Here is a 17403-nt window from a genome sequence, read left to right as displayed (position 1 = left end):
GCTACGCTGCCCCCATGACGGAACCCACGACGGAAACCGTGACGGAACCCACGATGGGCACGACGGGGCCCACGACGGGGCCCGGGGCCACCCCGACCCTGCGCGAGCTCAACAAGCGCCGCACCCGCGAGGCGATCTCGCACGCCGCGACCAGGCTCTTCATCGACCAGGGCTTCGATCGCACCACCATCGCCGAGGTCGCGACGGCCGCCGGCGTCGCCAAGATGACCGTCACCAACCACTTCCCGCGCAAGGAGGACCTCCTCCTCGACCTGCACGAGGAGATCGTCGGCCGGCTCGCCCGGGCGGTCGCCGAGCGTGCGCCCGGCGAGTCCGCCCTCGCCGCGCTGCGCCGCGACTGCCTGGCCGGCCTCGACCGGCACGACCCGCGGCTCGGCTTCTCCGGCCCAGCGTTCGCCCGCACAGTCGCCGACAGCCCCGCCCTGGTCGCCCGGCTGCGCGAGCTGCACGAGCAGAGCGAGGCCGCCCTGGCCGAGGCCCTGTCCGGGGCCACCCGCCCCACGACAACCGGCACTCCGCCCGACACATCACCCGACACACCGGTCAGCACACCGGCCGGCCCACCGGTCGACTTCGAGAGCCGGGTGGCCGCCGGGCTCCTCGCCGCCGTCGACCGCACGGTGTTCACCGAAGTGTTCCGCCGGCTGCTGGCCGGCGACGAGGCCGCCGCCATCGCGGCGGCGGTGCGCCCCTCGGCCGTCCGGGCCTTCGACCGATTGGAGGGCGCCCTGGGCACCTTCGCCGTCCGGCCGGGCTCCTGACCTGCGGCGCGAGGCGCCCGCCCATGGACAGCCCTTGACGAAAGGTTGACCTGCTCACGGCAGAAGGTTGACGACCGCCGCCCCTATCGTCGGCCCATGCCCTCACAGCCCATCAGGCCCACCACCCTGCCGGTCCTGCCCTACCGCAAGCCCACCCGAGGCCGGGACTACTGGGTCCTGGACAACGTCCTCACCGACCCGGACGCCGTCCGCGAACGCTGTCTGGCCCGCGGCGACTGGACCGAAGGCTACCCGTACCGCCCCGAGACCTGGCCCGGCCTGCGCACCATGCCCGGCCTGGAGCCCGACGAGCTGGCCCGGGTGGAGGCCCTGGTCCGCAAGGCCACCGGCGCCTCCCGGCTCTGGGTGCAGAGCGCCCCGGGCGGCGGCACGCTCAACCACAACTGCGTCCAGGTCGTCGGCGCCGGGGAGTCGGAGTCCCGCCCGCACACCGACTCCCGCGCGCTCTGCCGCTACGCCGCCGTGCTCTACCTCAGCCCGGGCGCGCCGAAGGACGCCGGCACCAGCTTCTTCCGCCAGCAGTTCCCCGGCGGACGCCTCGGCGGGAACCTCGTCAACGCGCCGCACAACAATCTGGTCGAGGCGCTCGGCACCCGCCACGTGCCCGCCGACCACTTCACCGAGGACGTCCGCGTCCCCAACCGCTACAACCAACTGCTCCTCTACCACGCCAACCTCATGCACAGCGCGACCTCCTACTACGGCACCGAGCTGCCGGAGCGTCGGATGACGGCCGTCTTCTTCTGGATGGCCTGACGGGCCCACAGCACGCCCTGCCGCCCGACGCGGCCACCGAACGCGCTCGCCGGAACCTCCGAGGACTCACCGCCCCCTTGACCCGGCCCCGCCCGCACCCCTGAGAGTGGCAGGTGCGGGCCGCGCCACGGCGGCCGCAACGGAGAGGGGACCACCCGTGAACGCACCCTGCCTCATCCTCGACATCGGCGGCGTCCTGGAGTACACGCCGAGGACGGGCTGGCCGGAGCGCTGGGAGCGCCGGTTGGAGCTGCCGCCGCACGCGATCGACGAGCGACTGCGGGACGTCTGGCGGGCCGGCGCGATCGGCGGCATCACCGAGCCGGAGGTGCGCGAGCAGGTGGCCGCCCGGTTGCACCTGGGCCCGGCCCAGGTCGAGGCCTTCATGGCCGACCTCTGGGAGGAGTACCTGGGCACGCCGAACGAGGAGCTCATCGCCCACGTGCGCGGACTGCGCGGGCGGGCCCGGCTCGGCATCCTCAGCAACAGTTTCGTCGGCGCCCGCGAACGCGAGGTCCCGCTCTACCGGTTCGACGAGCTGGTGGAGCACATCGTCTACTCGCACGAGATCGGGACCGGCAAGCCCGACCCGCGTGCCTACGAGATCACCTGCGCCGCCCTGGGCGTCAGCCCGGTCGACTGCCTCTTCGTCGACGACCACGCGCCCAACGTCGAAGCCGCCCGGGCGGTGGGCATGCAGGCCCATCTGTTCGAGGACAACGCACCCGCCATCGCCCGCATCGCCCGTCACCTCGGCGACGGCGACGCCCGTTGACGGGCTGAGCACTCACTCCGCACGTGGAGGGCATCACGGGCACACCGGTCGCTCCCACCGCGCCTTTCCCGGCGTCCGCCATGGCGCCGCCACGACCGAGGACCCGGAGACCACCACCACGCGCGGCCCCGCGCCGATTGGCGACCGCCATGTCCGGGGACGCTGGCCGCATGGACCAGGACGCCCTGCCGCCGACCGAGACGATCCGCCCCGACTGGGCCGGGATCGACCAGCTGCCGACCACCGACCTGCTCCGCCTGATGAACGCCGAGGACCGCACCGTCCCCGCCGCGGTGGCCGGGGAGTTGGTCCGGATCGCCGCCGCGGTGGACGCCACGGCGGCACGGATGGCGGCTGGTGGGCGGCTGGTCTACGCCGGGGCGGGGTCCGCCGGGCGGCTCGGAGTGCTGGACGCCGCCGAGTGCCCGCCGACCTTCGGCACCGATCCGGGCCTGGTGGTGGGCCTGATCGCGGGGGGCGGGACCGCCGTGACCGGGGCCGTCGAGGGCGCCGAGGACCGCCCGGAGCTGGCGGCGGCCGAGCTGGCCGCGCTCCGGCTCACCCCGGCCGACACCGTGGTGGGCGTCTCCGCCTCCGGCCGCACGCCGTACACGGTGGCGGCCGTCCGGACCGCACGGGCGGCCGGGGCGCTGACGGTCGCACTGGCGTGCAACCGGGGCTCGGCACTGGTGGCGGCGGCCGAGCTGGGGATCGAGGTGGAGGTCGGCCCGGAGGTGCTGGCTGGCTCGACCAGGCTGAAGGCGGGCACGGCACAGAAGCTGGTGCTCAACATGCTGTCGACGGCCGTCATGGTCCGGCTCGGCCGGACGTACGGCAATCTGATGGTCGACGTCCGGGCCACCAACGCCAAGCTCCGCGCACGGGCCCACCGGATCGTCACGGAGGCCACCGGCGCCGACGAGGCTGCGGTCCGCCGCGCGCTCGCCGCCACCGGAGGCCGGGCCAAGGACGCGATCCTGGTCCTGCTCGCGGACGTGGACGCGCCGACCGCCGCCCGGCAGCTCGCCGCCTCCGGCGGGCGGCTGCGCGAGGCGCTGCACGCCCACCGTTAGGCGCTGTCCGGCCGATCACGGCCGGTCACGCGGGCCCGTCCGTCCCGAGCGCCTCGCGCGCGATCTCGGCCCGGAAGCCCTCGATCAGGACGCGCAGCCCGTACTCGAAGTCGGCGTCGTGGTCGGTCATGCGCAGCACGTCGGCCGCCTCCCGCAGCAACGGAAGGTCGCGCAGGACCTCGTCCGGGAAGGGCGGCCGGGCGCGGTCGGCGGCGTCCTGTCGCCAGGCCTGCTCCTCGGTGACCCAGCCCATGATGTAGCGGTCGATGGTGAGCAGCAGCCGCAGCGCGGTGCGGGGCCGCAGGCCGGCCTGCCGGAGGGCGTCCAACTGGGCTTCGACGGCGGGCAGTTCGTCTTCGGTGGGCAGCGTTCCGGCGTGCACCCGGGCGCCGTCGCGGTAGGCGAGCAGGGCGTGGCGCTTGGCGCGGGCGTCGGCGGCCAGCCAGTCCGGCCAGTGCTCCGGATCCGGGCTGCGGTCGGCCGGGAGGGCCTCGGCGAGCATCGCCTCGGCCATCAGGTCGAGCAGTTCCCGCTTGTTCTTGAAGTGCCAGTACAGCGCGGGTGACTGGACGCCGAGTTCGCGGGCCAGCCGCCGGGTGGTCAGGCCGTCGATGCCTTCCTCGTCGAGTACGCGCAGCGCGGTGCGCACCACCTCGTCGCGTTGCAGCGCCACCGCCGACCACCTCTCCGTTATCCGCTTGCCCACTCCACCTTATCGCCGATAAGTTCCGAGCTGGAATTTATCAGCGATAAGGAGAGCCGTCGTGATCGACGGCCCGAAGGGACCACCACCCCATGACCCCAGGAACGGACCGTCCCAGGTCCCGACTGCTGCCGAACACCGCGCCCTGGCGGTCCTCCCGCGACTTCCGCCTCACCTGGACGGCCGGCACCGTCACCCTGCTCGGCTCCGTCCTCACCATGACGGCGATCCCGCTCCAGATCGCCGACCTCACCGGTTCACCGCTGGCCGTGGGCGCGGTCGGCGCCGTCGAACTCCTGCCGACCATCGTGTTCGGCCTCTACGGCGGCGTCCTCGCCGACCGTGCCGACCGCCGCACCGTCGCCCTGGTCACCGAACTCGCACTCGCCGCACTGAGCGCCCTGCTGCTCGCCAACGCGCTGCTCGGCACCCCCGCGCTCTGGCCGCTGTACGCGGCCGCCGGACTGGCAGCGGCACTGCAGGGCCTTCAGCAGCCCTCGGCGGAGGCGATGATCCCCCGGCTGGTGCCGCCCGACCAGCTGGTGGCGGCGGGCAACCTGCTCTCGCTGCGCTGGAGCATCGCCGGACTGGCCGGCCCGGCCGCCGCCGGGGTGCTGATCGCCACGGCCGGCGTCCCGGCCGCCTACCTGGTCGACCTCGGCACCTTCCTGGTTTCGATCGCCCTGCTGGCCCGGGTCCGGCCCGTCCCCTCGCAGCGGGACGCCGAGGCACCGCGGCTGCGGGAATTCGTCGACGGCGCCCGGTACGCGGCCCGCCGCCCCGACCTGCTGGGCACCTACCTCGCGGATCTCGCGGCCACCGTCTGCGCCCTGCCGACCGCGCTGTTCCCCTTCCTCGCCCAGGAGTTGGACGCGGTGTGGGCGCTCGGCCTGCTCTACTCGGCCGCTGCGGCGGGCGCCCTGCTCGTGGCCGCCACCGGCGGCTGGACCGAGCGGGTCCACCGGCACGGCCGGCTGGTGCTGCTCTGCGCCGCCTTCGTCGGCGCGGCGACGGCCGCGGCCTCGATCGCCCCCGGCCTGTGGGCCGTCCTGCTCTGCCTGCTCGTCGCGGGCGGCGCCAACCAGATCGGCGACACCTTCCGCAGCGCGATCTGGAACCAGTCCATTCCGGACGAACTGCGGGGCCGCGCCGCCGGCCTGGAGATGCTGATCGGCTCCGCCGGCCCCGCCCTCGGGGACCTGCGGGCCGGCGGCCTCGCCGCCCGGCAGGGCATCCGCGTCGCGCTGCGCACCGGCGGTCTGCTCTGCCTGGCCGGCACCGCCGCCCTGTCGGCCGCGCTGCCCGCGCTCTGGCGCTACGACCAGCGCGACCAGCTGAACACCCGCGACCAACCCGACCGACACCACCAGCCCGTCCGGCCCGACCAGCAGTCCACGCCATGACCGCCCACCTCGACAGCGGCGGACCGGGGCGCCGCCCCTCAGTCCCGGGCGGGCACCGTGGCGTGCCGGGCGATCAACGCGCCGAGCCGGCCCGGGTCGCCGGTGCCGCGCTTGGGCAGCAGGGTCAGCACGTGCGTCTGCTCGCCCCCGCCCAGCAGGACGAAGAGTCCGGGCGTCTCCAGGTAGTGCGGAAGCTCCCACCAGGCGATTTCGGTGCTGGACACCGCGTTGGTGACGGTCACCCCGGCCTCGCCGAGGACGATCCGGAACTCGCCCTTGTCCGCCGCCATCCGCCGCACCTGACGCAGTTGCAGCCAGGGCGGTCCGACCACCAGCAGCAGCGCGACCGCGAGCATCACCAGGGCCGGCGGGCCCACCGTCCGGTCGGCGACCGAGAGTACCACCGCACCGGCCCCGGTGCAGGAGGCGGTCAGGTACCTCGACCGCCGGGACCGTCGACCCGCCGCCGTACCCCGGGCCCGGGCCGCGAAGGCCGCCCGGAAGTCCGCGGTCGTCGGCGTGTAGCGGACCTCGACCGACTCCTCCACCCGCTTGCCACCGTCCACCCGAACCCCCTCCGACGCATCTGCCGCCGGATGCTAGCAAAAGCCGTGTGCACCCGATCCATCACCCTCTCCGTCTCCTCCCGGTGACGCGATTCCGCCGCTCCCGGGCGGGCATCGTTGACCTCCCGCCGCACTCGACGGTTGGCTCGCCACGAGCCGGCCGCCGGGGAATTCGACGCGGCCGGCCGCACCCAGGGGAGGAACCGGATGACTCGCACACGTTCCGCACCACACCTGCTGCGCGCGGCCGGCGCGCTGGCGGCGGCCGCGCTGGCCGCCGTCACGGTGGCGACGCCCGCCCAGGCGGACGCGCCGCGCGGCCGCACCGAACGGGTGTCCGTCGGGCTCGGCCAGAGGCAGCCCGACGGCGCCTCGAACGCCGCCGGTCTGAGCGCCGACGGCCGCTTCGCCGTCTTCACCTCGAAGGCCGCCAACCTGGTTCCCGGCGACACCAACGGCAAGTCGGACGTCCTCGTCCGGAATCAGTGGACTGGCCGCACCGAGCGGGTCAGCGTGGCGACGGACGGCTCGCAGGCCGCCGGCGCCTCGGAGCGGCCGTTCGTCGACGCCCTCGGCACCACGGTGCTGTTCACCTCCGAGGACGGCACGCTCGTCCCGGGCGACACCAACCAGGCCCCTGACGTCTTCCTCCGCCGACTGCCGCTGCTCTGACCCGGAGCCGACCGGGCCCGGCCGTGCCCAACGCGACGACAGCAGGTACCCCGCGCGCCCCTCAGCGCGTGAGCGCCCGCACGCCCCTCAGAGCGTGAGCGCCCGCGCCGACGCCCGGATCGGCGCCGGGAGTTCGGTGCCGCCGCGCAGATGGCGGTCCACCGCCGCGGCCGCCGCCCGCCCCTCGGCGATCGCCCACACGATCAGTGACTGCCCGCGCCCGGCGTCCCCGGCGACGAAGACGCCCGGCGCGCCGGTGGCGAAGTCGTCGTCCCGGGCCAGGGCGCCGTCCGGGCCGGTGGTGAGGCCGAGTTGGGCGATCAGCCCCTGGTCCGGCTCCGGGCCGCTGAAGCCCAGCGCGAGCAGCACCAGCTCCGCCGGGATGCTCCGCTCGGTGCCGGTCCGGGGGCTGCGGTCGGCCGGTTCGGCCTCGGCGAAGCGGACGGCGGCCAGCCGGCCGTCCGGTCCGGCCTCGAAGCCGACCGTGGTCGCCGCGAACACCCGGGGACCGGCCGCCGCGGCCCCCGACTCCTCGTGCGAGGTGGTCTCCCGGTACACCTTCGGGTGGACGGGCCAGGGCTGCTCCGGCGCCCGGCACACCGGCGGACACGGGTTGATGTCGAGCTGGGTGACGGAGGCCGCGCCCTGGCGCAGCGCCGTCCCCAGGCAGTCGGCCGCGGTGTCCCCGCCGCCGACGATCACCACGTGCCGACCCTCGGCGGACACCGGCGGGGCCGCGCGGTCGCCCTCGTCGACCCGGTTCGCCCAGGTCAGGTAGTCGATCGCCTGGTGCACGCCGGGCAGGGCGCACCCCGGCACCGCCAGCTCCCGGCAGGCGGTCGCACCGACCGCTACCACCAGCGCGTCGCACCCGGCCCGTAGTTCCCCGGCCGCGAGGTCCCGGCCGACGAACACCCCGGTGCGGAAGTCCGTGCCCTCGGCCCGCATCTGGTCGAGCCGCCGGTCCAGCCGGTGCTTCTCCAGCCGGAACGGCGGGATCCCGTAGCGCAGCAGCCCGCCGGGGCGGTCGGCCCGCTCGTACACCGTGGTGGCGTACCCGGCCCGGGTCAGCTGTTGCGCGGCGGCCAGGCCCGCCGGGCCCGAGCCGACCACGGCCACCCGCCACCCGGCGCCCCGCTCGGGCGGCTGCGGCAGGTCCCAGCCCTCTTCCCAGGCCCGGTCGGTGATCGCCAGCTCGACGTTCTTGATCGCCACCGCCGCGCCGTCGATCGCCAGCACGCACGCGCTCTCGCAGGGTGCCGGGCAGAGCCTTCCGGTGAACTCGGGGAAGTTGTTGGTCGCCAGCAGCCGGGCGGCGGCGGCCCGCCAGTCCGCGTCCGCCACCAGCCGGTTCCACTCCGGCACCAGGTTTCCCAGCGGGCAGGCGTGGTGGCAGAACGGCAGCCCGCAGTCCATGCACCGGCCCGCCTGCCCGCCCACCACCGGCAGCGGCGTCCGCGGCCGGTACACCTCCCGGGAGTCCCCCAGTCGCTGCTGTGCGTCCCGCCGCTCGCGCTCGGCGCGCGGGGTGGTGAGGAAGGCCATCCGGTCTGCCATCGCGGCCTCCGGCGGGGTGTGCCGACAAGGACCCGGCGGCGCCCCCGGCGGACACGCCACCGTGTGGCCACCGTACGCCCCTCCCCGGCGCTGCGAAAGCCGCGGCCGGCACGGCCACCGGCCGGGCCCGGACCCGCCGGACGCCGCCCTCGCCCAGACCCTTCCCCCAGACCCGTCACGCGCCGCCGCCCGGACCCGCCGGACGCCGCCGTGGGCGCGCCGGGGAGAATCGGGGCCATGACCCACACCGTGCTGATCGCCGAGGACGACCGGGCCATCCGCGACTCCCTCACCCGCGCCCTCCAGCTGGAGGGCTACCGGGTGAGCACCGCCGCGGACGGCGCGCAGACCCTGGCCGCCCTCACGGAGCAGCGCCCGGACCTGCTGGTGCTGGACGTGATGATGCCCGGCCCGGACGGCCTGGAGGTCTGCCGCCGCCTGCGCGCCGACGGCGACCGCATCCCGGTCCTGATGCTCACCGCCCGGGTCGAGGTCCCGGACCGGATCGCCGGGCTCGACGCCGGGGCCGACGACTACCTGGTCAAGCCCTTCGACGTGGACGAGCTGTTCGCCCGCCTGCGCGCCCTGCTGCGCCGCAACGCGCCCGAACCCGCCGGGGGCGTCCTCGCGGTGGCCGACCTGCGGGTCGAGCCGCACGCCCGGCGGGCCTGGCGGGCCGGGCAGGAACTGGAGCTATCCCGGACCGAGTTCGACCTGCTGGAGCTGCTGACCCGGCACGCGGGCTCGGTGCTCGACCAGGCCACGGTGTACGAGCGGATCTGGGGCTACGACTTCGGCCCCGGCTCGAAGAACCTCGCGGTGTTCATCGGCTACCTGCGCCGCAAGCTGGACCGGCCCGGCCTGACACCGCTGATCCACACCGTCCGCGGCGTCGGCTACACGCTGCGCGAGTCGTGACCGGCCGGGGCCGGTCGCGGCCGCGGCCGCTGTGGCCGCGCCCGGGGCTGCGCACCACCGTCTCGCTCGCCTTCGCCGCGATGGCCGCCCTGGTCGCGGTGCTGATCGGCGCGCTCGGCTACCACTCCGCCGCCCGGCTGATCCGGGACGACGAGGGCGCCGACTTCACCGCGGCCGTCCAGGCGGTGCACCAGCAGGTCGGCCGGGAGATGCTGTTCCCCGGCGACTTCAACGGCACGGGCGGCCTGAGCGAGGATCTGCTGCGCCCGATCCGGGTCACCTCGCAGTCCCTCGGCCCCGACGGGGAGGTGCTGCCCGGCACCGCCCGGATCGACCTCCGGCCGACCCCGGAGGACCGCTCCCTCGCCCGCTCCGACGACCCCGGCCAGACCTCGTCCGGGCTTCGGCACGTGCACGGCGACACCTACCGGGTGGCCGTGGTCTCGCTCGGCGGCGGCCGCGGCGCGGTCCAGATCGCCCAGCAACTGGGCCCCACCGAGCACCTGCTGGCGACGCTGCGGATCCGTACCGGGGTGTCGGTGGCGGTGGTCGCGGTGCTCGCGGGCGGGGCCGGCTGGCTGCTCGCCCGGCGGATCACCGGCCGGCTGGTCCGGCTCACCGACGCGGCCGAACTGGTCGCCGCCAGCGGACGGTTGGACGTTCCGGTGCCGGCCGCCGGAACGGACGAGGTCGGCCGGCTCGGCCGGGCCTTCGACCGGATGCTGGGCCGGCTCGCCACGGCCAAGGAGAACCAGCGCCGGCTCGTCCAGGACGCCGGGCACGAGCTGCGCACCCCGCTGACCAGCCTGCGCACCAACCTCTCGGTCCTGCCCAGCCTGGACCGCCTGCCGCCCGCCGAACAGGCCGCACTGATGGCCGATCTGGCCGAGGAGGCAAGGGAGTTGACGCTTCTGGTGGAGGAGCTGGTGGCACTCGCCGCGGACCGGAAGGCCGACGAGGAGCCGACCGAGCTGGTGCTGGCCGAGCTGGTGCGCGAGGCCGCCGCACAGGCCCGGCGGCGCAGCGGCCGGGAGATCACCGTGGACGCCGACGACACGGTGGTCACGGCCCGCCCGGACGCGCTGGCCCGGGCGGTGGGCAACCTGCTGGACAACGCCGCCAAGTTCGACCCGGCCGGGAAGGCCCCGATCGAGGTGGTGGTGCGCGGCCGCCGGGTCGAGGTGCGCGACGGCGGGCCGGGGATCGACGAGGCCGACCTCTCCCGGGTCTTCGACCGCTTCTACCGGGCCACCGCCGCGCGCAGCCTGCCCGGTTCGGGGCTGGGCCTGGCCATCGTGCACGAGGTGGCCGGCTCGCACGGCGGCGAGGCCTTCGCCGCCAACCGGGACGGCGGCGGCGCGGTGATCGGCTTCACCCTCGGCCCGTAGGGCGTGTCCTCGACCTCCCGTCCGCGTGGCGGCTCCGGGGCACGCGCAACGCCGCCGGGCCCCGGGCACGCGGCAGCGCCCGGGGCCCGGCGTCACGTCGGCCGCCGTGAGACCGCCCGTCAGACCGCCGTCAGACCGCAGCGAGCAGCCCGCGCCCGAGCCAGTCGGCGTTGTCCTTCACGCCCGGCAGGACGAAGAAGTACCCGCCGCCGGTCGGCGAGATGTAGTCGACCAGCGGCTCGTCGACGAGCCGGGTCTGGGTGGCCTCGAACTGCCGCACCACGTCCTGCTGGTAGCAGCAGAACACCAGGCCCATGTCCAGGTTGCCGGCCTGGTCGACGCCCCGGTCGTAGTTGAAGCCGCGGCGCAGGATGCGCGAGGTGTCGGTGTCGGCGGTGCGCGGGTTGGCGAGCCGGATGTGCGCCTTGAGCGGGATCGCCTTGCCCTCCGGGTCCTTGCCGTAGTCCGGCGCGTCGGTCTCCTGGCGGCCGTCCAGCGGCGCGCCGGTGTCGCGGCGGCGGCCGAACATCTTCTCCTGCTCGGCGAGGGTGACGCGGTCCCAGAACTCGATCAGCATCCGGATGATCCGGATCACCTGGTAGCTGCCGCCGGTCGCCCAGGCGGGCTCGCCCAGCCCGTCGGTGACCCAGATCAGCCGGTCCATCTCGCGGGCGGAGGTGGTGTCGGGGTTGACGATGCCGTCCTTGAAGCCGAGCAGGTTGCGCTGGGCGCCGTCCGGGCGGGACTCGCTCTGGAAGCCGTCGATCCGCCAGAGGATCTGCATCGCGCCGCGCGTGTGCCGGGTGATGTCGCGCAGCGCGTGCAGCACGGTGTCCTGGCGGTCGGCGCAGATCTGCAGCGAGAGGTCGCCGTGGAGTTCGGCGGCCTGGAGATTGTCGTTGGGGAAGGTCTTCATCGGGGCCAGCTTGGTCGGCTTGGCCTTGGCCAGCCCGTACCGGTCGTCGAACAGCGAGGCGCCGACGCCGACCGTGACGGTCAGGTTGTCGGTGGGCACGGTGGGGCCGAGGATGCCGCTGTCGGCGGGCGGCGCGCCGACGCCGAGGTCGGGCGGGGTGCCGCCGGCGGTGAGGAAGCGGATCCGCTCGGTCAGGGTCTTGAGGAGGTCCTCCAGGCCGTTGCGGTCCTGGGCTATCACCTGGCAGGACACGAAGGCGGCGTAGCCGGGGGCCGGGGTGGTGACGCCGGCCTGGTGGTCTCCGTGGAACGGGACGACTCCGCTCTTCGCCTGGCGGCTGTCCCCGGCGGAGGCCGGACCGGCGGCCAGGGTGAACGCCCCGCCCGCCATGACGGCCGCTCCGGCGCCGGCGCCGAGGGCGGTCCGGACGAAGCTGCGGCGGGCCGGGCCGGCCGGGCAGCCGCCCTCGGCGACGGCCGGGGCGGGCGCGGCGGCGTGCGGGAACGGGCAGGAGCCTCCGGTGGCAGCGGTGTGGTCGGTCATCAGGCGGCCTTCCGGATCTCGAGCAGGGCGGGGATGGGGGCGAGGTCTTCGAGCAGTTGGCCGGTGGCGCCGTTGAGCTGGCGGCGGGCGTCGGCGGGGAGCTGCTCCAGTGCGGTCCAGCCCTCGGGCTTGTGGGCGGAGGCGACCAGGTCGCCGACCCGCTTCATCCCGGCGTCGACGCGGGGGAGCAACTGCGGGTCGCGCTCGTCGAGCAGCGGCTGCAGGACGGTCAGCAGTTCCCGGGTGCCGGCCAGGTTGGCCTGGGTGGTGGCCAGGTTGGTGCCGCTGCCCTGGTCGGTGTCGCCGGTGAGCTCGAACTGGAGGGTGTTCTCCAGGATCTCGTGGGCGCGCAGCGGGAGGTCTCCGGGGTCGAAGTCCTGGCCGGGGAAGTCCTGCCCGAGCTTGGCGACGTCGGCGGCCAGCTGGTCGGCGACGGGCGTCAGGTCGGCGGCGGACTGGCCGTGCCACAGGCCGTACTCCAGGCGCAGGAAACCGGTGAAGTCCTTGTCCTGGGCCTTGTCGGCGAGCCCGTCGGGCCGGCCGTCGATCTTGCCGTCGAGGTCGGCGAAGGTGCCGTAGGCGGCGCCGAGCGAGGCGTACTGGAGGTGGGCGGTGAGCCAGTCGGCCTTGGCGGTGGCGAGGTCGCCGCCGTGGACGTCGGCCTGGAGCTTCTGGGTCTGCGTCAGCAGGGTCGCGAGGCCCTTGTCGACGTAGTCCTTGTAGGTGTCGAGCGGGCCCTTGAGGTCGTCCTCGGCGACCGGCTTGACGGCCTTGACCTGGCCGCCGCCGGTGACGTGCACGGCGGCCGAGGTGACGGACGTGCCGCCGGTGGGCACGCAGCGCCAGGCGTAGTCGCCGGAGCCGATGGTCGCGGTCAGCGCGCGGGTGGTGCCGGGGGCCAGACCCTCGATCTCGCCGTAGACGGCGCCGCTGGCCGGGTTGACCAGGTAGACCTCGGAGACCTTGTCCCCGGTGTTGTGCATCTGGAAGACCTGCTGGCCGGGCAGCGGGGTGCTGAAGCCCTTGCCGCACTCCTGCTCGGAGACGGACACGGTGGCGGAGCTGCCCTGCTTGCCGTCGCTGACCGCGATCACGGCCCCGGCGACCACCACCGGCACCGCGACCAGCGCGGTCGGCACGGCCCAGCGCGGCCGTCCGGACCGCGCCGGCCCGGCGGCCTCGGGCGCGGCCGCCCCGGCCTTCTCGCCCTGCGTCGCCTCGCCCTGCGCCGCCTTCCCGGCGGCCGGAGCGGTCTTGCCGCCGCGGACGCCCTCGACGAACAGCGTCATCACGATGCACAGGTAGGCGAGGTAGCCGACGACCTGGAGGACCGTCATGGTGACGGTCAGGTTGAGGGTGCCCTGCACCAGCGTGGCGTACCAGGAGGAGGCGTCCAGGTGGCCGCTCAGGTCGAAGGCGTACGAGCTGCCGCCGCCGACCAGCCCGGACTCCTGCAAGTCGCGCAGGCCGTAACCGAGCACGCCCGCCGCGACCACGATCAGGCCGACGCCGGTGATGGTGAAGAACCGGGTGAGGTTCATCTTCAGCGCCCGCCGGTACAGGCCCCAGCAGAGGCCGGCCGAGAGCACCAGGCCGACGGCCGCGCCGAGCAGCGGCCCGGTGGACTCCCCGGCGGTGCGCACGTTGGTCCACAGGAAGAGCGAGGTCTCCAGGCCTTCGCGGCCGACGGCCAGGAAGCTGGTGAGCACCAGCGCGCCGGCGCCCATCGCCAGCGAGGCCTGGACCTTCTCCTTCAGCTCGGCGGAGAGGGTGCGCGCCGAGCGGCGCATCCAGAACACCATCGCGGTGACGAAGCCGACCGCGATCAGGCTCAGCACCCCGCCGAACGCCTCCTGGGCGTGGCCGGAGAGGTTGGCGGCGGTGAAGGTGAGCACCGCGCCGAAGCTGAGGCTGAGCGCGATCGCCGCCGCGACGCCGGTCCACACCTGCGGCAACCGGGCCTTGTGCCCGAAGCGGACGAGCGTGGCGACCAGGATCGACACGATCAGTCCGGCTTCCAGACCCTCGCGCAGCCCGATCAGAAAGCTGGGAAACGCCTCATCCCACATGCAGCGGGCTCCTCCCCCGGTCACCCCGGGTCGTACCTGAACTCGGCGGCCCGCCGCGGGTGGCGGCGGCGCGGCACAGCCGAACGCCCCGGACACGGGGGTCCAGGGCGCTTCGACTTAGCTTAGGCAAACCTTAGAGCCGCCGTGGTCAACAGGACCCCCCGTTCAGGTAAGGGTTCGGTATGAGGGCTGCCGAGCCGGCCCGGCTCAGCCCCACCACTGCTCCGGCACCGTCTCCGGCTCCGCCGGCACCGCCACCGGTGCGGCGGCGGGCGTCACCAACAGCTCGCCGCCGGCCGTCTCGGCGACCAGGTAGCCGCACTCGCGCAGCACGACGGCGACCGCACCGCTGACCGCCTCGCGCGCCCCCCGGGAGGGCGGCCCGTCCGGCCCCTCCCCCGGCGACCAGCCGACCGCCACCCCCGGCGGCCGATGGCCGATCCGCAGCAGGGACGGGCCCGGCCCGGCGTCGATCCCGGCGCGGGCGAGGGCCGCGGTGACGTCCTCGAAGAGTTCAGGGTGATCCACCATTGGCGCAGCGTAGGCCCGGAATCGCGCGACCTCCGGACGCGGCGCGCGCCGAAACGGTTCAGCGGCACCCGGGCGCAGCACCGCCACCCGCCCGGCGGCCGATCGGACGTCAGGACCCCCCGTCCGGCCCGACACGAGCGGCCGTACGGACCGATGGACGTGCACAGTCGGCCCCCTGCCGACAGCATGACAGAGTAAGCGCTCCATCACCCTGAGCAACGGGCCAGTGGGTCACCCGCTCCGCGTGCCGGTTCAGCCGGCGGGCCCGTATCGAGAGGTCCCATGATCACAACACTTCGCCGGCCGGCGTCTTTGCCGGCGGGCCTCCAGCCCGGCACGCCGAGGACGCCGGGGAGTCCGTCGTGAGAACCGACCAGCAGTCGCAGCCGGGACCGGTGACCAGCACGCGCGCCAACCCCGCGAACAAGGCCGAGGCCCTGGCCGACTGGACCGACGGCCGGGTCGGCATCTACTCCCTGGCCAAGGCCAATCTGCGCAAGATCTTCCCGGACCACTGGTCCTTCATGCTGGGCGAGATCGCGCTCTACACCTTCGTCATCATCATCATCACCGGCGTCTGGCTGACCCTCTTCTTCAAGCCGAGCATGGGCGAGGTCATCTACGACGGCTCGTACGTCCCGCTCAAGGGCATCCAGATGTCGGAGGCCTACGCCTCGACCATCGACATCAGCTTCGAGGTCCGCGGCGGCCTGCTGATGCGCCAGGTCCACCACTGGGCGGCGATCGTGTTCGTCGCCTCGATGCTGACGCACATGATGCGCGTCTTCTTCACCGGCGCGTTCCGCAAGCCCCGCGAGATCAACTGGGTCTTCGGCGCGCTGCTGCTGTTCCTCGGCATGTTCGACGGCTTCATGGGCTACTCGCTGCCGGACGACCTGCTCTCCGGCACCGGCATCCGGTTCATGGAGGGTGCCGTCCTGGCCGTGCCGATCGTCGGCTCGTACCTGCAGTTCTTCATGTTCGGCGGCGAGTTCCCCGGCCAGGACATCGTGCCGCGGCTGTTCACCGTGCACATCCTGCTGATCCCGGGGGTCATGGTCGGCCTGCTCGCGGCGCACCTGATCCTGGTCTTCTACCACAAGCACACCCAATTCGCCGGGCCCGGCCGGACCAACGACAACGTGGTCGGCATGCCGCTGATGCCGGTCTACATGGCCAAGGCCGGCGGCTTCTTCTTCCTGGTCTTCGGCGTGGTCGCGTTCATGTCGGCGATCGCCACCGTCAACCCGATCTGGGCGTACGGCCCCTACCGGCCCGACCAGGTGTCCACCGACGCCCAGCCGGACTGGTACATGGGCTTCTCCGAGGGTCTGGTGCGCGTGATGCCCGGCTGGGAGATCAGCGTCTGGGGCGGCCACACCCTGAACCTCGGGGTGTTCGTCCCGCTGATGGTCTTCCCGACCGTGCTGCTGATCATCTGGTGCTACCCGTTCCTGGAGGCCTGGGTCACCGGGGACCGCGGCGAGCACCACCTCGCCGACCGTCCGCGCAACGCACCGGTGCGCACGGCCTTCGGCGCGGCCTGGATCGGCCTCTACCTGATCCTGCTGGCCGGCGGCGGCAACGACCTGCTCGCCACCCACTTCCACCTGTCGATCAACGCGATCACCTACGCGGTGCGCACCGGCTTCTTCGTCGTGCCGGTGGTCGTCTTCGTGGTCACCAAGCGGTGGTGCCTGGGCCTGCAGCGGCGCGACAAGGAGAAGGTGCTGCACGGCCGGGAGACCGGCGTGATCAACCGGCTCCAGCACGGCGAGTTCGTCGAGGTGCACGCCCCGCTCCCGCCGGGCCGGATGTACACCCTCACCGCGCACGAGCAGCCGCAGCCGGAGGACCTGCCGCCGGAGGTGGACGAGAACGGGGTGGTCCGCAAGGCCGGGCTGTTCGCCCGGACGAGGGCCAAGCTGTCCCGCGGCTTCTACGGCGAGGACAGCCAGATCGCCAAGCCCACCGCCGAGGAGCACCAGGAGATCAGCAGCGGCCACGGCCACCACTGATCCCCGCGCACGCCCGAGGGCCCGCTGCGCCGTCATCGGCGCGGCGGGCCCTCGGGCGTGCCGGCGGATCGGCCCGGCTCAGGCCCGCAGGGCCGCCGGGACGACGGCGAACAGCGCCGCCGCCAGGGTGACGGAGAGGCAGAGCGCGGCCCAGCGGGCGCAGATCCGGCGGCACTCGCTGCGGTAGCGGGCGGCCAGCCGGCGGCAGCGCTCGACGGCGCGGTCGACGACCTCCTCGGCGTAGCGCAGCCGGTCGGCGGCGTAGGCCTGCTCCAGGCTCTCCCGCTCCGCGGCGGGCAGCCACGGGAACTGCCCGGCGAAGGCCCGGGCGTCCCGCTCGGCCGCCGCGACCTCGGCCTCCCAGGCGAGATAACCCTCCAGCCGGGCGATCTCCGCCCGGGCGTTCACCCGGCCGCCCGCGACGGGCCTGCCCTGCCGAGGGGTCCGCGCTCCCGGCGGACGCTGTCTGCCACCCATGACCGCTCCTCATGTCCTGTCGAGGTGTGCTGTCGGGACGTCCTGTCGAACCGTCCCGCCGAACCGGCGCGGGAGACCGCTCCGCAACCAGGCCACTACTATCAGTGACCAACCGGGTGGGCAGGGCGACTCGCCGAGCCGCCGCGCGACTCCTCGCAACCCCGCCGGGGCGGATCCGCCCGGGGTGTCGGCTCCGAAAAAGTTGCGTGCCGCGCAGTCTTGCGCGGCGCGCAGG

At 74.3% G+C, this 17403-nt stretch carries 16 protein-coding genes; 9 read left to right on the top strand and 7 right to left on the bottom strand.

Annotated features, from left to right (window positions below):
- Positions 1-14 precede the first annotated feature (14 nt).
- From ACIP37_RS24685 to murQ, 4 genes are all read left to right on the top strand, one after another.
- The gene (locus ACIP37_RS24685; RefSeq protein ID WP_363585593.1) at positions 15-782 is read left to right on the top strand and encodes a helix-turn-helix domain-containing protein; all 768 of its coding nucleotides are present in this window, start codon (positions 15-17) and stop codon (positions 780-782) included.
- Between the two features lie 96 nt (positions 783-878).
- Positions 879-1559, top strand: a complete 681-nt coding sequence (locus tag ACIP37_RS24680; protein ID WP_363629678.1) for a DUF6445 family protein — start codon at positions 879-881, stop codon at positions 1557-1559.
- Positions 1560-1716: 157 nt separating this feature from the next.
- Complete coding sequence (locus ACIP37_RS24675) at positions 1717-2334, top strand: HAD family phosphatase (RefSeq protein ID WP_363621849.1); 618 nt, start codon at positions 1717-1719, stop codon at positions 2332-2334.
- Between the two features lie 170 nt (positions 2335-2504).
- Complete coding sequence (murQ, locus tag ACIP37_RS24670) at positions 2505-3407, top strand: N-acetylmuramic acid 6-phosphate etherase (protein WP_363629676.1); 903 nt, start codon at positions 2505-2507, stop codon at positions 3405-3407.
- 25 nt (positions 3408-3432) lie between these two features.
- On the opposite strand, the gene ACIP37_RS24665 is transcribed toward murQ, so the two are convergent.
- Positions 3433-4080, bottom strand: coding sequence for a TetR/AcrR family transcriptional regulator C-terminal domain-containing protein (locus ACIP37_RS24665; RefSeq protein WP_363585597.1), 648 nt, complete (start codon positions 4078-4080; stop codon positions 3433-3435).
- A gap of 122 nt (positions 4081-4202) precedes the next feature.
- On the opposite strand from ACIP37_RS24665, the gene ACIP37_RS24660 reads away from it, so the two are divergent.
- Positions 4203-5513 (top strand): MFS transporter, encoded by a 1311-nt coding sequence (locus ACIP37_RS24660; RefSeq protein WP_400810165.1) that lies wholly within the window; start codon positions 4203-4205, stop codon positions 5511-5513.
- A 38-nt stretch (positions 5514-5551) separates the two neighbouring features.
- Here ACIP37_RS24660 and ACIP37_RS24655 read toward each other — a convergent pair whose 3' ends face one another.
- Positions 5552-6079 carry a YcxB family protein gene (locus tag ACIP37_RS24655; protein WP_400810163.1) on the bottom strand — a complete coding sequence of 176 codons (528 nt, stop codon included), beginning with the start codon at positions 6077-6079 and terminating at the stop codon, positions 5552-5554.
- A 207-nt stretch (positions 6080-6286) separates the two neighbouring features.
- Between ACIP37_RS24655 and ACIP37_RS24650 the strand changes: the two genes are divergently transcribed.
- A complete protein-coding gene (locus tag ACIP37_RS24650) occupies positions 6287-6751 on the top strand; it encodes a hypothetical protein (protein ID WP_400810162.1) in 465 nt (154 codons plus the stop codon).
- A gap of 87 nt (positions 6752-6838) precedes the next feature.
- On the opposite strand, the gene ACIP37_RS24645 is transcribed toward ACIP37_RS24650, so the two are convergent.
- On the bottom strand, positions 6839-8308 hold the full coding sequence (locus tag ACIP37_RS24645; RefSeq protein WP_363585601.1) for a glutamate synthase subunit beta: 1470 nt from the start codon (positions 8306-8308) through the stop codon (positions 6839-6841).
- 237 nt (positions 8309-8545) lie between these two features.
- Between ACIP37_RS24645 and ACIP37_RS24640 the strand changes: the two genes are divergently transcribed.
- Both ACIP37_RS24640 and ACIP37_RS24635 read left to right on the top strand, forming a co-directional pair.
- The gene (locus ACIP37_RS24640) at positions 8546-9226 is read left to right on the top strand and encodes a response regulator transcription factor (protein ID WP_363585602.1); all 681 of its coding nucleotides are present in this window, start codon (positions 8546-8548) and stop codon (positions 9224-9226) included.
- On the top strand, positions 9223-10614 hold the full coding sequence (locus ACIP37_RS24635) for a HAMP domain-containing sensor histidine kinase (RefSeq protein ID WP_363585603.1): 1392 nt from the start codon (positions 9223-9225) through the stop codon (positions 10612-10614). Before ACIP37_RS24640 ends, ACIP37_RS24635 begins: the two co-directional genes overlap by 4 nt.
- Before the next feature lie 130 nt (positions 10615-10744).
- Here ACIP37_RS24635 and efeB read toward each other — a convergent pair whose 3' ends face one another.
- The 3 genes from efeB to ACIP37_RS24620 form a co-directional block, all read right to left on the bottom strand.
- Entirely contained in the window at positions 10745-12073 is a 1329-nt protein-coding gene (efeB, locus tag ACIP37_RS24630) for an iron uptake transporter deferrochelatase/peroxidase subunit (RefSeq protein WP_363585604.1), read from the bottom strand.
- Positions 12073-14142: an iron uptake transporter permease EfeU gene (gene efeU / locus ACIP37_RS24625; RefSeq protein ID WP_400810159.1), complete on the bottom strand. Its 2070-nt coding sequence runs from the start codon at positions 14140-14142 to the stop codon at positions 12073-12075. Before efeU ends, efeB begins: the two co-directional genes overlap by 1 nt.
- A gap of 207 nt (positions 14143-14349) precedes the next feature.
- On the bottom strand, positions 14350-14673 hold the full coding sequence (locus tag ACIP37_RS24620; RefSeq protein ID WP_363585606.1) for a hypothetical protein: 324 nt from the start codon (positions 14671-14673) through the stop codon (positions 14350-14352).
- A 395-nt stretch (positions 14674-15068) separates the two neighbouring features.
- On the opposite strand from ACIP37_RS24620, the gene ACIP37_RS24615 reads away from it, so the two are divergent.
- The gene (locus tag ACIP37_RS24615) at positions 15069-16691 is read left to right on the top strand and encodes a cytochrome bc complex cytochrome b subunit (RefSeq protein ID WP_400810243.1); all 1623 of its coding nucleotides are present in this window, start codon (positions 15069-15071) and stop codon (positions 16689-16691) included.
- Positions 16692-16769: 78 nt separating this feature from the next.
- Here the strand turns inward: ACIP37_RS24615 and ACIP37_RS24610 are convergent, their stop codons facing one another.
- Positions 16770-17168: a cytochrome C oxidase subunit I gene (locus ACIP37_RS24610; RefSeq protein ID WP_350881931.1), complete on the bottom strand. Its 399-nt coding sequence runs from the start codon at positions 17166-17168 to the stop codon at positions 16770-16772.
- Positions 17169-17403: the final 235 nt, after the last annotated feature.

This window comes from Kitasatospora sp. NPDC088861 (assembly GCF_044750105.1).
Lineage (GTDB): Bacteria > Actinomycetota > Actinomycetes > Streptomycetales > Streptomycetaceae > Kitasatospora.
Note: the sequence above shows the minus strand (reverse complement) of the source record. Positions and strands in the feature narration are given on the sequence as shown.